This is a genomic window from Lacrimispora sinapis, assembly GCF_043633585.1.
Taxonomy (GTDB): domain Bacteria; phylum Bacillota; class Clostridia; order Lachnospirales; family Lachnospiraceae; genus Lacrimispora; species Lacrimispora sinapis.
Genome location: NZ_CP141832.1, coordinates 886,438 through 899,008, shown reverse-complemented (window position 1 = coordinate 899,008; position 12,571 = coordinate 886,438). Strand labels below are relative to the sequence as shown.

The following is a 12,571-nucleotide window of genomic DNA, read 5'->3' as shown; positions in this document are numbered from 1 at the left end:
GAAATTATGAAAAAGGTTATCGTTGTTGAGGGCATGGACAATATGCCAATGGGCAGTGCCGTATCCCGAATTTTAGAGGGGATGAGCGGTGTGGATAAGGTTACGTTAAATTTAGAAGAAGAATCCATTCTTGTGGAGTATGGCCGTGGTGCATTAACTGAAGATGAATTGTGTGATGCTATTAACGAGGAGGGGTTTGAGGTCGTAGAGATATTTGATGAGGGCTAATATTATAATCGGACTTTTAAAGAAGCCTTTACACCTAATTGCAACTATGCTACTATAAATCTATACCTATGAACCTTGACAAATGAACATAGTATCCCACAATGCAACGTGAGCATTGGACGAGCGACGAGCCGAAGGGCGCTGACGGAAGTTAATTTCCGGCGATAAACCTTGCGGCTGTTACTGCTGTGTGGTACAGCAGGATTGCAACGACCCCGGTGCGTAATCATGATACTTCTGCCGTGGCGGCAGGCCTGAAAGACGGTAACACGCATCACCCTGATTTGAGAAAGAATCGGGGGCGGCTGTTATGGGATTTGCGTAACCGGCAAATCGGCATTGTGGGCTGGAAATCCTTTTTATTACGCTTTTATTATTTTATGAATGTCTGATTTTTTAAAAGAAACAGCCGGTTCCAAGGAGATATTATGTTCATTTGCAAAATAGAATTGTGACCGAATAGCTCTGTGCGATTTTTCGCACAGAGCTATTTTTGCGTCCATTTGAGGGTAAGAGTGCAAAATTGCCTAAGGGTATTTTGCACTTTTGCCCTCTTTTCTTTTTGCGAAGAGCGTCAGACAACAGGGACGGATTCACACCCGAAGGGTGTGGCAAGCGTCCTATCTGTCGGACATCCGTCCTCTCCCCTTGCGGTGCGCAGATAGTTTTCCTGCTCCGCAGAGGTAAAAAAGAGTAAATGCTTTTGCCCCCTTGGAACTCCATTCAGAAAGGAGTGCTCCCATGAACAGAACCCACAAAATTTCATTTCGTGTATCGGACTATGAACATAAGCTCGTTCAGTCTAAGGTTAAAAAGTCAGGTATCCGAATGTCCGATTTCTGCCGTCATGCCGTGCTGGGAAAGGAAGTCCGCACCGTCAAAGGACTGGATAAATTCAGCTATGAGCTGAATAAAATCGGCAATAACCTCAACCAGCTCACTGTGCTTTGCCACCAGAGAGCGGTGCAGAATCCAAACCTTGAATCAATGCAGATACAGCTTTCCGATGTGTTGGAACGCATTTACACAGCCTTGGGAGGTGATGATGATGGCAATAGTCAAGCCGATTAAGGTGCGTGTCGGAAACCTTGCGGGACTGCGGGCGGTGCTGGACTATATCAAGGATGATGGCAAGACCCAAAACGGGGCATTGGTTTATTGTAAAGACTTGCTAAAGGGCAAGGAATATCAGCAGTTGATTATTACCAAACGTGCCTTTCACAAGGACACAGGGCGGCAGTATGCACACTTTGTGCAGAGCTTTGACCCAAGAGATAATGTAAGCCCCGAACTGGCATACAAAATCGGTCAGGAGTTTATCAAGCGGTATAAGCATTTTCAAGGCTTTCAGGTCGTGATGGCGGTGCATACCAATGAAGCGCATATGCACGTTCACTATATCATCAATTCTGTCAGCCATGAGAACGGCTGTAAATGGCAGTCCAGTCCAGAGGATTTGAAACAGATGCGTTCCCTTTCCGATAAACTTTGTCTGGAACATGGTTTGTCCGTTATTGAGCATGGCAAAAAGGGATACCGTTCCTATGGGGAGTATTCTCAAACAGCAAGCTGGAAACGGCAGCTGGCACAGGACATTGCAAATAGCCTTACCCTTAGCCACAACACCGCTGACTTCATGCACCGCATGGCAAGCCTCGGCATAGATGCTGATGTGGGCGAAAAAAGCATTTTGTTTACCATTCCTGCTGGTATATATGGCTTGAAGAAAGAACGCAAATGCTCCAACCGCAAGCTTATGTCCTACGGCGATTTCAGCATAGAAAACTTTAAGAACACATGGAACTGTAACACCAGATTGGCGAATATCGGGCGCAGTGATATGCAGTTGTTGCAGGAGGTTTTATTGGAACTGGGGCAGCTGCATTGCCCGGATACTCCCGACCGTTATCAGGATATGTATTTTCGGGACATTCCCTTCGATGGCATGACGAAGCAGGAAATCGAAATTGCTCTCTCTCGCAAGGCACTGGATTCCATGCTGGAAAAAGCACGTCAGGCACACGAAAAGGCACAGGCAGAAAGCCAACAAGCTGGGCTTCTTCTGGCTACCATAGCGGATACCCTTGCCGAGGTGCTGCGCTGGCAGGAGGAGCAACGGCAGAATGCGCCATACCACGACCATTATAACGGATATGAGGAGGAAATTGAATATGAACTGTAACCGCATGAAGCTATTTTTTGAAAAAATATGCCGCTTATTTAAGAGCAAAAAAGGTACATGGGAGCAGGAAGAGTCGGGCAAGCGTCCGGCTCTTTGCTATATCATTGGGGGTATCAAATACCTTGTAAATTCTTATTTTAAGGAAGATGCCACGCTGTCCGCAGAGGATAAAATTAACCGCCTGATTGAACGTGACATAGAGAATAACCAAAACAAAGAATAAAATGTCTGGACGCGCAGAACGATTCTGAGTAAAATAGATTCATACAATTTATTCGGAATCGTTTTGGCTGTACAGAGGAAAGGAGTATTTGATGTTACAGTCAAACGAAAAGATTACGGCACTCTATTGCCGCTTAAGCCAAGAGGACGAGCTTGCGGGCGAATCGGGCAGTATCCAGCATCAAAAGCAGATACTGGCTGAATATGCCGAGAAAAACGGCTTTCCTAACCCGAAACTATGGGCAGACGATGGATTTAGCGGTGTGACCTTTGACCGCCCTGCCTATAACGAAATGATGGCGGAGGTGGAAGCCGGGAATGTGTCCACCATCATTGTCAAAGACCATTCCCGACTTGGCAGAAATCGCCTTGTGATGGGGTATCTCATTGAGGAGAAATTCCCTGACTATGGTGTACGGTACATTGCCATCAATGATTCCGTGGACACGGACAAGGGGGTGGACGAAAGCCTTGCAATCCGTGATTTATTCAACGAGTGGCACGCCCGTGACACCAGCAAGAAGATCAAAGCAGTAAAAATGGCAGCGGCAAAACGTGGGGAACGGATCGGCTCTAAAGCGCCCTACGGCTACCAGAAAGACCCCAATGACCCGAAACGGATTGTTCCCAATGAGGACACTGCTCCGATTGTTCGGCGTATTTTTTCCTTATGTGCCAGTGGATTAGGCCCCAGCAAGATTGCACGGATTTTGCGGGAGGAAGAAGTTATTTCACCCACGGTCTATGATTACCGCACTTATGGTACAAATAATGCCGGTCTTAAGCTGAATCAGCCGTATGCATGGAGTTCCACTTCCGTTTCACACATCTTGGAGCACGAGGAATATATCGGCACTACGGTAAATTGCCGTTCCTATATTCCCTCTTTCAAAAGTAAAAAATCCAAGGATAACCCACCTGATAAATGGCTTCGGTTTGAGAACACTCATGAACCTTTGATTGATCGGGAAACATGGGACATTGTGCAGAGGGTACGGCAGGGCAAGCGCAGACCTAATAAGATAGGTGAACAGGATATGCTTTCAGGCTTGGTTGAATGCGAGACTTGCGGAACAAAACACTACTTATGTCGTTGTGGAAGCTGGAACGAGGAACAGTATACTTATACCTGCGGAAAATACCATACGCACAAGGACGAGTGTACTCCACACACCATTAAAGTCATGGCACTGCACCAGATTGTGCTTGCAGAAATCCAGCGGGTAACAGCTGAAGCCAAGGAACATACCGAACAATTTCTTAGGCGGGCAATGGATAAGCACCAAAGCCAGTTAAAGCAGGAACTTTCTTCTAAAACAAGGGAACGGGAAAAGGTACAGAAACGTCTTGCGGATTTGGATAAGCTGTTGCAAAAAGCATTTGAACAGTTGGCACTGGAAAACCTGTCCGAAACACAGTTCAAGGCATTGACTGGAAACTATGAAACGGAACGCCAGGAACTTACCCAGCGCTTTGAGAAACTGGAACAGGAAATCCATTTTGGAAAAGACACCATGCTGAATGCCGAACGCTTCCTGACCATTGTAGACAGGTACACCGATATTCAGAAGCTGACACCTGAAATCGTGCGGGAGTTTATTGAGAAGATCGTGGTGCATGAACGTTCCGAACGCTGGAAGAAGAAAAACTATACCCAGCAGGTTGATGTCTATTTCAACTTTGTGGGCAAGGTTTAAGGCAAGAGAAAAGCCGTAGGACTTGATATCCTACGGCAACTCTTAAAAATTGAAAACATCCTTATTGACACGGGTCATTCCCGGACTGCTTTTTTATTTACTTATCTGAAAAACTGCGGAAACTGTCTTACGATTCCCTGTGTCATGACATCTGCCAGTTCCATTGCCTGACGTTCAAGATTGGTAAATGTATCGTTGCTTGCTTCAAAATTACGTGCCATCATGTCTGATACCAGCTGCTTTAATAAATCCAGATTACTGCGGAATATGGTCCGCAAATCAGCTTCCGACCAGTAGGAATTGATGCTGTGTAAAAATGATGCTATTTCATCCGCATTTTCATTCCAGCGTCTTTCCGCATCTGCCTGTGCTTCTGCATCGGCATTTATCATAGCATTTACCAGATCAGTGGCGATGTTTAATTGATCCAACATCAGATCAGCAAGGGCAGAGGCATTGTCATTTCCATAGAAGGTACGGAGCGCCGCCTCAAAATCTCTTGGGTTCTGCATTAGCCGAGCTCCAATTATCTCTGCATCCGGTAGATTGAACAGCCTGCTCTGAATGGCTATTCTCAGCCAATAAGCATTCTGAATCCACAGAAACCGGAGATAATTATTTAAATTCTGCTCTGCTCTTGTAACCCACAATTCCAATGGAGGATCCTGTTGAGGCATGGGCTGTTGACCAGACCGCGGCGTTGCCGGTTGGGTTGCCGGCTGTTGGCCCGCCCTCGGCGTTGCCGGCTGGGTTGCCGGCTGTTGACCCGCACGCGGCATTGTCGGCCGGGTTGCAGGCTGTTGGCCCGCCCTCGGCATTGTCGGCTGAGTTGCCGGCTGTTGGCCCGCACGCGGCATTGTCGGCTGAGTTGCCGGCTGTTGGCCGGACCGCGGCATTGTCTCAGGCATTGGCTGCGGCATCGGCTGCGGCATCGGCTGCTGACTTGGCTGCGGCATTGGCTGAGGCATCGGCTGCTGACTTGGCTGCGGCATCGGCTGCAACGTCGGCTGTGGCATCGGCTGCAACGTCGGCTGTGGCATCGGCTGCTGGCTTGGCTGCGGCATCGGCTGTGGCATGGGCTGCGGCATCGGCTGTGGCATGGGCTGTGGCATGGAACCCATATTGTTACTTCCGGTCATTGGAACGCAGATCACCTGCCCGACAAACAGATTGGTCGGATTGATTCCCGGGTTTGCCATCATAAGCGCTTCAACGGTCGTATTAAGACGCTGAGAAAGCAGCCACAGAGTATCTCCCGCTTGAATAATGTAAGAACGATAACCTTCCGGACAAGCAGGCAGCTCACCATTTTCCTCTATATCATCAGAATCCTCCTGCTGCATGCGGGGCCATATTGGAAAACTGCGGAACCGGTATCCGGCTGGTATCCAGATTACCTGACCGGTCATTAGATTATTGGGATTAATTCCCGGATTTAAAGCCATAATAGTTTCAACTGTTGTACAATAAGTCTGAGAGAGTTTCCAAAGGGTATCCCCGTTTTGAATGGTATAGGCGCGCAGCCCTACCGGACAGTTTCTCGGCGGCTGTGGCTGAGGCCATGCTCCACCAGGGATGCAGATCATCTGCCCAACCCTTAAATTGTTGGGAACAAGGCCACGGTTTGCATTCATGATCGCATCAACGGTCGTATTAAATCGTCTTGAAATCAGCCACAGTGTATCACCGGCCTGAACGGTGTAGGAAAACATTCCATTAGGACAAGAAGCCATAATATTACTGCCTTTCAAATAAAACAATTTGTCTTATGTTATGATAAAAAAATCGGAATAGTACCTGTCAACCCGCCGCAAACTTCATTTTATGGAAATAATTCTTCATAAAATTCTGTTTGCCGGGAAACCATACCCCTTTTTCTTTTGGCAGATTGTTTTATAAAAATAAATATCAAAAAACTATTGACATTTGAAATTAAATTGAGTACAATACAATTGTATCAAATAACAAATCTTATGGAGAGGTGCCAAAAATGAATTTATACGATATTACAGTCATGGACATGAAACAAAACCCGGTTTCCCTTTCAGATTATAAGGGAAAGGTCCTGCTCATTGTAAATACAGCCACTGGCTGCGGATTTACCCCACAATATGAGGGACTTGAGGCGTTATACAAAAAGTATAAGGACCGGGGCTTTGAGATTCTCGATTTCCCCTGCAACCAGTTTGGCCATCAGGCACCCGGTAATGAAGAGGAAATTCACGAATTCTGTCAGTTGACTTACCAGGTTTCATTTCCCCAGTTTGCTAAAATTGAGGTAAACGGAGCCAATGAATCCCCCCTTTTTACCTATTTAAAATCCAGTCAGAAGGGAATGTTTGGTTCAGGGATCAAGTGGAATTTCACAAAATTCCTGGTGGATCGGAACGGAACGGTTCTGAAGCGCTATGCTCCCACGGATAAACCGGAAAAATTAGAAAAAGAGATTCTTGCTCTTTTATAAAGAGCCATATATAAATAAAAAGGGTTAGCAGAAAGGAAAAATTCACATGGAGATCAAAGCAGTTAAGTTATACGAAGACGGATTTATGACACAGCCATTTGCAATGGGAGGCGGAGTAAGCGAACCAATCTTTGATGAAGGTAAAACTTACCCATCCAGCCTGCAAAATCATGTAATCGACACAGGAAAAGAAGTGATTTTAGTTGATACCGGAATCCCAAAAGAAACGCCTGACACTCCCCCAAGAGAAGGACAGAAAATTTATCAGGGAAAACGAATCAATGATTATTTAACCGCTTTGGCAGAGCTTGGATACACTCCGGAGCAGGTAACCAGGATTCTTTTAACGCATAAGCATCCGGATCATTCCGGAGAACTGAGAAGCTTCCCCAATGCAAAAATCTATCTTTCCGAGGCTGAAGCCGACGCCTTAAAGCTGGAGGGGGACAACATCGTCCGTGTTACGTTTAAGGATGGCCCTTATTATAACTTTGAATCCAGTGAAAAGATCACGGATGGGGTGTATTTTCTTCCTGCTCCGGGACATACAAAAGGCAACAGCATCGTAATCGCAGAGATTGACGGACTCTTCTACCTGATTCATGGAGATATCACGTATACCGATGCCGCACTGAAAGAAAACCGCTTGTCTGTCGTTTTTGAAGATCTGGAAGCCGCAAAAGAGACGCTTTCAAAAGCACGCGCTTTTATTAAGGATCATAAAACGGTCTATCTTTCTACCCACACTCCGGAAAGCCTTGCCCATTTGGAAGAGAAAAAGATCATGGAATTATAAAACCACCAAAAAAGGTGCAGTTTGAAGCTGCACCTTCTTTTATTATCTGAATATTTAACTTTCTCTAAACCAGACAGCGAAAGATCAACATTACCTGGAATATTGTTCCAGCATCTCTTCCAGACGCCTTTGTAATTCCCTGCGTACAAAGTCCGGCTCCACACAGGTCAGTTTATTTCCAAAACTCAGTAATATGCCATATCCGTAATCATCATCAATAAAATGAAACTTCACAAGGTATTTCCCATTTTCAAGGTCTGTCATATCATCAAAAGTGCAGTAATCAAGCATTCGATCAACCGCCGACTGATCCACCAGCAGTTTTATTTGAAATGTTTTTCTGCTCATCTCATGGGTAAAATCAGAAAATGGATGCGGCAGGGTCTTTCGTGGGAAAGAATTCAGTTCCTTCTGCACCTGGCACATTCTTCCAAGTTTAAATAATCGGAAATCCTCTTTTTTTCTCACGTACCCCTGGAGATACCAATGGCTGTTTTTAAATACCAGGCGGTGAGGTTCCATGCCGCTTACTCTCTCCTTCCCTCTTCTGCCCAGATAAGAAAAGGATATGCAACGGTTTTGTTCCATCGCCTCTTTAACCGCATCAAGAACTTTGTTTGAATCTTTTCCTCTCATCCAGGAAGAAAGATCAAACATGACCTGATCTGTTTTGGAAGCTACCTCATCGGCAAACTCCTCCGAAACAAAACTTTTGACTTTCGCACGAACCTTTGTAATATCCTTTCCTGACAACGCATTATGAACGATCCCAAGGCCCATCAGCATCGTACTGATATCATCCGCTGTAAAGATCCCCTTTTCCATTTTATACTGCTCCATAATACCGATTCCCCCGCCGGTTCCTGAAACGGTAACAACCGGTATACCGGCAGCGCTGATGGCATCAATATCCCGGTAAATGGTCCGTACCGATACCTCAAACGTCTCCGCCAGTTCTTTTGCCGTTATCTGCTTTCGCTGCAAAAGCAGCATTACGATCGCAAGCATCCGTTCAAACTTCATTCTAATACCTCCAACTTTATTTTAGGTGACTGACATACTGATGTCAACAATTACTGGTTATAATAAAAGCAAATAAACTATAGGAGGAAATGTATTATGATCAAACTTTTTTTATCTTCATCCTTTCAGGATGCTGCAAACCTGCTCCCAGACTTTATATCCGGTGATTTGGCAGGAAAAACCGTCACCTTTATTCCAACAGCCGCATTGCATGAAAAGGTGGATTTTTTTGTAGAATCAGGCAAGAAGGCATTAAAACAGCTGGGGCTTCACGTAGAGGAACTGGAAATATCCACCGCAGCGCAGACCGAAATCAGAAGCAAATTGGAAAATAATGACTTTATATATGTTACCGGCGGCAACACATTCTTTTTACTGCAGGAAATGAAAAGAACCGGAGCAGATCAAATCATAAAGGAACAGATCCGGTCAGGAAAGCCCTATATCGGAGAATCCGCCGGCTCCATCATTCTCTCTCCCAACATCGAATATGTAAAAGAAATGGATGACTGCAGCATAGCAGCCGATTTAGAAAACTTTGACGGGCTGCAGATCATTGATTTTTTCCCATTGCCTCATTATAACTGTTTTCCTTTTAAAGATGCAGTGGAAAAAATCATTTCCCTATATAAGGGTTCCATGGATTTAAAACCCATCACAAATTCTGAAGTAATCCTGGTTCATGACGGCGATGTTCAAATTAGTTAATTATTTCACAATTTGGTTTTAACCGACATATCCTGACTGGAAAATACACACCGCACCAAATCCCCTTTCTTATAATAACATGATAGTAAGAAAGGAGGCAATCCTATGAACCTTTGTGACTTTGATGGTCTTACCGGCCGTGTAATAACTCCAGAGGACCCTTCTTACCAAGCGCTGAGACAAGTTTATAACAGAGCCGTAAATAAATTTCCTCTGGCCATCGTTTACTGTCTCAATGAGGGGGATGTCAGCAATGCTGTGCTGTGGTCCATATCCCATCATGTCTCCCTGCGTATCCGAAGCGGCGGCCATAATTATGAAGGCTATTCCACAGGAAATGATATCCTGGAGATTGATTTAAGTGAAATGAATCAGATCACCATAGATGAAACTGCCCATTTGCTTACGGTGGAAGGAGGGGTGAACAACAGACAGGTATACGAATTTGTCTCCTCCCTTGGATATCCTTTCCCCGGAGGCACCTGCCCCAGTGTGGGGGTGAGCGGCTATGCACTGGGAGGCGGCTGGGGACTCTCCTGCCGGTACCTGGGTCTTGGGTGCGACAATCTTACCAAACTCCGGATGATCAATTATGAAGGAACGGCTCTGACTGCCAGTCCCCAAGAAAACCCCGATTTGTTCTGGGCGCTTCGGGGATGCGGCGGCGGAAATTTTGGCATCATTGTATCCATGACCTTCCGTCTTCCAGAAAAAATCGACAAAATCACATTGATCGACATCCGATACCCGGATTCCGATCAGGAAAAACAAGCCTCCTTTATACGGACCTGGCAGGATTGGCTTGCAGCCGCAGATCCCAGAATCACTCTGGTCTCAAGGATTTTCAATTCTATAGAAGATGGCCTGGGCATCCTCGCGCGCGGGTTCTTCTACGGCCCGCCGGAAGCCGCTCTTGGAATCATAACGCCCCTTTTAAGGCTGGGCGGAGTAAAGTACACGCTCAAATACCTGCCATTTTTAGAAGCAGTCAATCGCATCGGCAGTTTTTATCCGCCATTTGAAGCCTTCCAGTCCACAAGCCGTTTCGTTCTCCGTGATTTTACCGATTGCGAAAGCTGCCGTCTGGCAGATATGATCGCAGATCGTCCCCAGGGCTCCAGTTATGCCGCCCTATCCTTTTATGCCCTGGGCGGCAAAGTGGCTGAAGAGGATCCGTCCGCAACTGCCTTTACCTATCGCAATGCAAAGTATATAATCTGGCTCAATACGGTTTATGACGGCTGCAAATGCAACAATGCCGCCTGGATCTCAGAACGTTTCTGCTATCTAAAATCCATTACCGAAGGCGCTTACGTTAATTTTCCCTACGATGGACTTCCCCTGTATTTAGAGGAGTACTACGGCTGTAACGTCCGCAGATTAAAAATGGTGAAGGAACAATACGATCCTCTCCATGTTTTTTCATTTCCCCAGGGAATCGGCTGCAATATATGCTGTTAATCTCTTTGCAAACCATATCTTCCATTACATGTACCTACTTAAAGAAATCAATAAAAATGCGTCTTGAGTGAGCTTTAAAAGCTGTTTCAAGACGCATTTTATAAATTACCGGTCCTGGTTCCGGTTAGAACTTCCTAATATCTTATAGAGCAGTTCATATAACTGCTTTGCTTCATTCCCATCAAGAGGAACACACTGAGCAATCCGTTCCGGAATGACCACCGCTTTTTCTTTCAGTTTCTCACCTTGTTCCGTCAGTTCTGCAATGACACTTCGTTCGTCTGCTTTGTCCCGGCTGCGTTTAAGAAGCCCGGCACTTTCCATCTTTTTCAACAGGGGAGTGAGGGTACCGCTGTCCAGATAAAGGATTTCTCCTAACTGCTTTACGGTAAGCCGCTTCCTCTCCCATAATACCATCATGGCGATGTACTGGGTGTAAGTCAAACCGATCTCATCGAGAAATGGCTTATACATTCGTACAATCTCACGGGAACATGCATAGAGTGGAAAGCATAGCTGGTTTTCTATTTTCAATTTGTCGTAATTCATAACTGGTCTCCGTTCTCCCACTGTATCATATAAAATATAATTACAATAATTCTTTTATACTCTCTTCTAAAAGCTTCATATCCGCAGTCGGTTCAAACCTTTTTACTACATTTCCCTTGCGGTCCACAAGAAACTTTGTAAAATTCCATTTGATATCAGGCTCGTTCTTATAATCAGGATTCTTTTCTTCAAACATCTTCTCCAAAACAGAGGTCAGTTCATGTCCGGCATCAAAGCCTTCAAACCCTTTTTCCTTTACAAGATACTGATAAAGCGGGATCGCATGATCACCATTTACCTCAATCTTTGAAAACTGAGGATAGGTGATTCCAAACCTTCCGGTACAAAAGGAATGAATTTCCTCATCCGCACCAGGTGCCTGATTGCCGAACTGGTTGCATGGAAAATCAAGGATTTCTAAGCCCTGATCCGCATACTTTTCATAAATTTTCTGAAGATCGCCATACTGAGGAGTGAAACCGCAAGCGGTAGCTGTATTAACGATCAACAAAACCTTCCCTGCATAATCAGATAATTTCTTTTCTGCACCTTCCATTGTCTTTACCGTAAAATCATAAACAGACATATCATATACCTCCTTAATCTATTATACAAAATTAAATTTATTAAAATCATCTTTATTATATTTCTATTATGGCTCTTTGTCAATGAAATTATGTAATTAAATTTTACAAAATTCAGTTACCAAAAATTGTCTGCAAGTATTGACAGCTAAAAAAATCTATGCTAACATTTGTATGTACAAACAAAAGAGGTGATGAATTGAACGGGAAAACCAATACGAAAGAACATGTCTGTACTCTAAACAGCTGTTTATTTTTTTCCAATGCAAAACTTTCCAGGGCTTTTGGGAAAATCGCTGATGAGGCCTTTTCAAAAACAGGGCTTTCTCCAAGCCATGCGCTGCTGCTTTATCTCGTAAACTTAAACGGCGGTATGATGCAGAAAGAGCTGGGAGAAACGCTGCATTTAACTCCCTCTACCATTACCCGTCTGATTGAGAAGCTGGAGCATAAAGGGCTGGTTTCAAAGCAATCAGAAGGGAAACAGGTGTATTTGAACACTACCTCGGAGGGACTTTACTTGCAGGATAAAATCATGGAATCATGGGATCTGCTTCATAAGGAATACGAAGGTGTTCTAACCGAAGAGGAAACCGCCCATTTTATTGAAATAAGCGGAAAACTTTTAAAGCATTTAGAAAATAATTAGGAGGTACC

At 44.9% G+C, this 12,571-nt stretch carries 14 protein-coding genes; 10 read left to right on the top strand and 4 right to left on the bottom strand.

Features of this window, described 5'->3' with window-relative positions; all coding sequences use genetic code 11:
* Positions 1-6: 6 nt before the first annotated feature.
* The 5 genes from VIG27_RS04150 to VIG27_RS04130 all read left to right on the top strand — a co-directional run bounded on the left by VIG27_RS04150 (position 7) and on the right by VIG27_RS04130 (position 4,329).
* A complete protein-coding gene (locus VIG27_RS04150) occupies positions 7-228 on the top strand; it encodes a heavy-metal-associated domain-containing protein (RefSeq protein WP_394525473.1) in 222 nt (73 codons plus the stop codon).
* Positions 229-969: 741 nt separating this feature from the next.
* Positions 970-1,299, top strand: a complete 330-nt coding sequence (locus VIG27_RS04145; protein WP_394525471.1) for a plasmid mobilization protein — start codon at positions 970-972, stop codon at positions 1,297-1,299.
* Positions 1,271-2,410, top strand: coding sequence for a relaxase/mobilization nuclease domain-containing protein (locus VIG27_RS04140; RefSeq protein ID WP_394525468.1), 1,140 nt, complete (start codon positions 1,271-1,273; stop codon positions 2,408-2,410). The genes VIG27_RS04145 and VIG27_RS04140 overlap by 29 nt, the downstream gene beginning before the upstream one ends.
* Complete coding sequence (locus tag VIG27_RS04135; RefSeq protein WP_394525465.1) at positions 2,400-2,633, top strand: transposon-encoded TnpW family protein; 234 nt, start codon at positions 2,400-2,402, stop codon at positions 2,631-2,633. Before VIG27_RS04140 ends, VIG27_RS04135 begins: the two co-directional genes overlap by 11 nt.
* Before the next feature lie 91 nt (positions 2,634-2,724).
* Positions 2,725-4,329, top strand: coding sequence for a recombinase family protein (locus VIG27_RS04130; protein WP_394525462.1), 1,605 nt, complete (start codon positions 2,725-2,727; stop codon positions 4,327-4,329).
* Between the two features lie 101 nt (positions 4,330-4,430).
* Here the strand turns inward: VIG27_RS04130 and VIG27_RS04125 are convergent, their stop codons facing one another.
* On the bottom strand, positions 4,431-6,062 hold the full coding sequence (locus VIG27_RS04125; protein WP_394525459.1) for a LysM peptidoglycan-binding domain-containing protein: 1,632 nt from the start codon (positions 6,060-6,062) through the stop codon (positions 4,431-4,433).
* Positions 6,063-6,319: 257 nt separating this feature from the next.
* Between VIG27_RS04125 and VIG27_RS04120 the strand changes: the two genes are divergently transcribed.
* Entirely contained in the window at positions 6,320-6,793 is a 474-nt protein-coding gene (locus VIG27_RS04120) for a glutathione peroxidase (RefSeq protein ID WP_394525455.1), read from the top strand.
* A 46-nt stretch (positions 6,794-6,839) separates the two neighbouring features.
* Positions 6,840-7,589, top strand: a complete 750-nt coding sequence (locus tag VIG27_RS04115) for an MBL fold metallo-hydrolase (RefSeq protein ID WP_394525452.1) — start codon at positions 6,840-6,842, stop codon at positions 7,587-7,589.
* A gap of 90 nt (positions 7,590-7,679) precedes the next feature.
* Here the strand turns inward: VIG27_RS04115 and VIG27_RS04110 are convergent, their stop codons facing one another.
* A complete protein-coding gene (locus VIG27_RS04110) occupies positions 7,680-8,612 on the bottom strand; it encodes a helix-turn-helix transcriptional regulator (RefSeq protein ID WP_394525447.1) in 933 nt (310 codons plus the stop codon).
* Positions 8,613-8,708: 96 nt separating this feature from the next.
* Here VIG27_RS04110 and VIG27_RS04105 point away from each other — a divergent pair, with 96 nt between their 5' ends.
* Together VIG27_RS04105 and VIG27_RS04100 are read left to right on the top strand one after the other, a co-directional pair.
* Positions 8,709-9,320 (top strand): Type 1 glutamine amidotransferase-like domain-containing protein, encoded by a 612-nt coding sequence (locus VIG27_RS04105; RefSeq protein ID WP_394525445.1) that lies wholly within the window; start codon positions 8,709-8,711, stop codon positions 9,318-9,320.
* Between the two features lie 105 nt (positions 9,321-9,425).
* Positions 9,426-10,781 carry an FAD-binding oxidoreductase gene (locus VIG27_RS04100; RefSeq protein WP_394525441.1) on the top strand — a complete coding sequence of 452 codons (1,356 nt, stop codon included), beginning with the start codon at positions 9,426-9,428 and terminating at the stop codon, positions 10,779-10,781.
* Between the two features lie 105 nt (positions 10,782-10,886).
* On the opposite strand, the gene VIG27_RS04095 is transcribed toward VIG27_RS04100, so the two are convergent.
* The gene (locus VIG27_RS04095; protein WP_394525439.1) at positions 10,887-11,330 is read right to left on the bottom strand and encodes a MarR family winged helix-turn-helix transcriptional regulator; all 444 of its coding nucleotides are present in this window, start codon (positions 11,328-11,330) and stop codon (positions 10,887-10,889) included.
* A 40-nt stretch (positions 11,331-11,370) separates the two neighbouring features.
* Entirely contained in the window at positions 11,371-11,916 is a 546-nt protein-coding gene (locus tag VIG27_RS04090) for a glutathione peroxidase (RefSeq protein ID WP_394525436.1), read from the bottom strand.
* A gap of 197 nt (positions 11,917-12,113) precedes the next feature.
* Between VIG27_RS04090 and VIG27_RS04085 the strand changes: the two genes are divergently transcribed.
* Complete coding sequence (locus VIG27_RS04085; protein ID WP_394525432.1) at positions 12,114-12,563, top strand: MarR family winged helix-turn-helix transcriptional regulator; 450 nt, start codon at positions 12,114-12,116, stop codon at positions 12,561-12,563.
* Positions 12,564-12,571 lie beyond the last annotated feature (8 nt).

What these genes read in the sequence shown, in the direction of transcription:
- VIG27_RS04150 (WP_394525473.1), top strand. Translation starts at nt 7, where the DNA reads ATGAAAAAGGTTATCGTTGTTGAGGGCATGGACAATATGCCAATGGGC.
- VIG27_RS04140 (WP_394525468.1), top strand. Translation starts at nt 1,271, where the DNA reads ATGATGATGGCAATAGTCAAGCCGATTAAGGTGCGTGTCGGAAACCTT.
- VIG27_RS04115 (WP_394525452.1), top strand. Translation starts at nt 6,840, where the DNA reads ATGGAGATCAAAGCAGTTAAGTTATACGAAGACGGATTTATGACACAG.
- VIG27_RS04130 (WP_394525462.1), top strand. Translation starts at nt 2,725, where the DNA reads ATGTTACAGTCAAACGAAAAGATTACGGCACTCTATTGCCGCTTAAGC.
- VIG27_RS04145 (WP_394525471.1), top strand. Translation starts at nt 970, where the DNA reads ATGAACAGAACCCACAAAATTTCATTTCGTGTATCGGACTATGAACAT.
- VIG27_RS04095 (WP_394525439.1), bottom strand. Translation starts at nt 11,330, where the DNA reads ATGAATTACGACAAATTGAAAATAGAAAACCAGCTATGCTTTCCACTC.
- VIG27_RS04110 (WP_394525447.1), bottom strand. Translation starts at nt 8,612, where the DNA reads ATGAAGTTTGAACGGATGCTTGCGATCGTAATGCTGCTTTTGCAGCGA.
- VIG27_RS04100 (WP_394525441.1), top strand. Translation starts at nt 9,426, where the DNA reads ATGAACCTTTGTGACTTTGATGGTCTTACCGGCCGTGTAATAACTCCA.
- VIG27_RS04135 (WP_394525465.1), top strand. Translation starts at nt 2,400, where the DNA reads ATGAACTGTAACCGCATGAAGCTATTTTTTGAAAAAATATGCCGCTTA.
- VIG27_RS04120 (WP_394525455.1), top strand. Translation starts at nt 6,320, where the DNA reads ATGAATTTATACGATATTACAGTCATGGACATGAAACAAAACCCGGTT.
- VIG27_RS04090 (WP_394525436.1), bottom strand. Translation starts at nt 11,916, where the DNA reads ATGTCTGTTTATGATTTTACGGTAAAGACAATGGAAGGTGCAGAAAAG.
- VIG27_RS04125 (WP_394525459.1), bottom strand. Translation starts at nt 6,062, where the DNA reads ATGGCTTCTTGTCCTAATGGAATGTTTTCCTACACCGTTCAGGCCGGT.
- VIG27_RS04105 (WP_394525445.1), top strand. Translation starts at nt 8,709, where the DNA reads ATGATCAAACTTTTTTTATCTTCATCCTTTCAGGATGCTGCAAACCTG.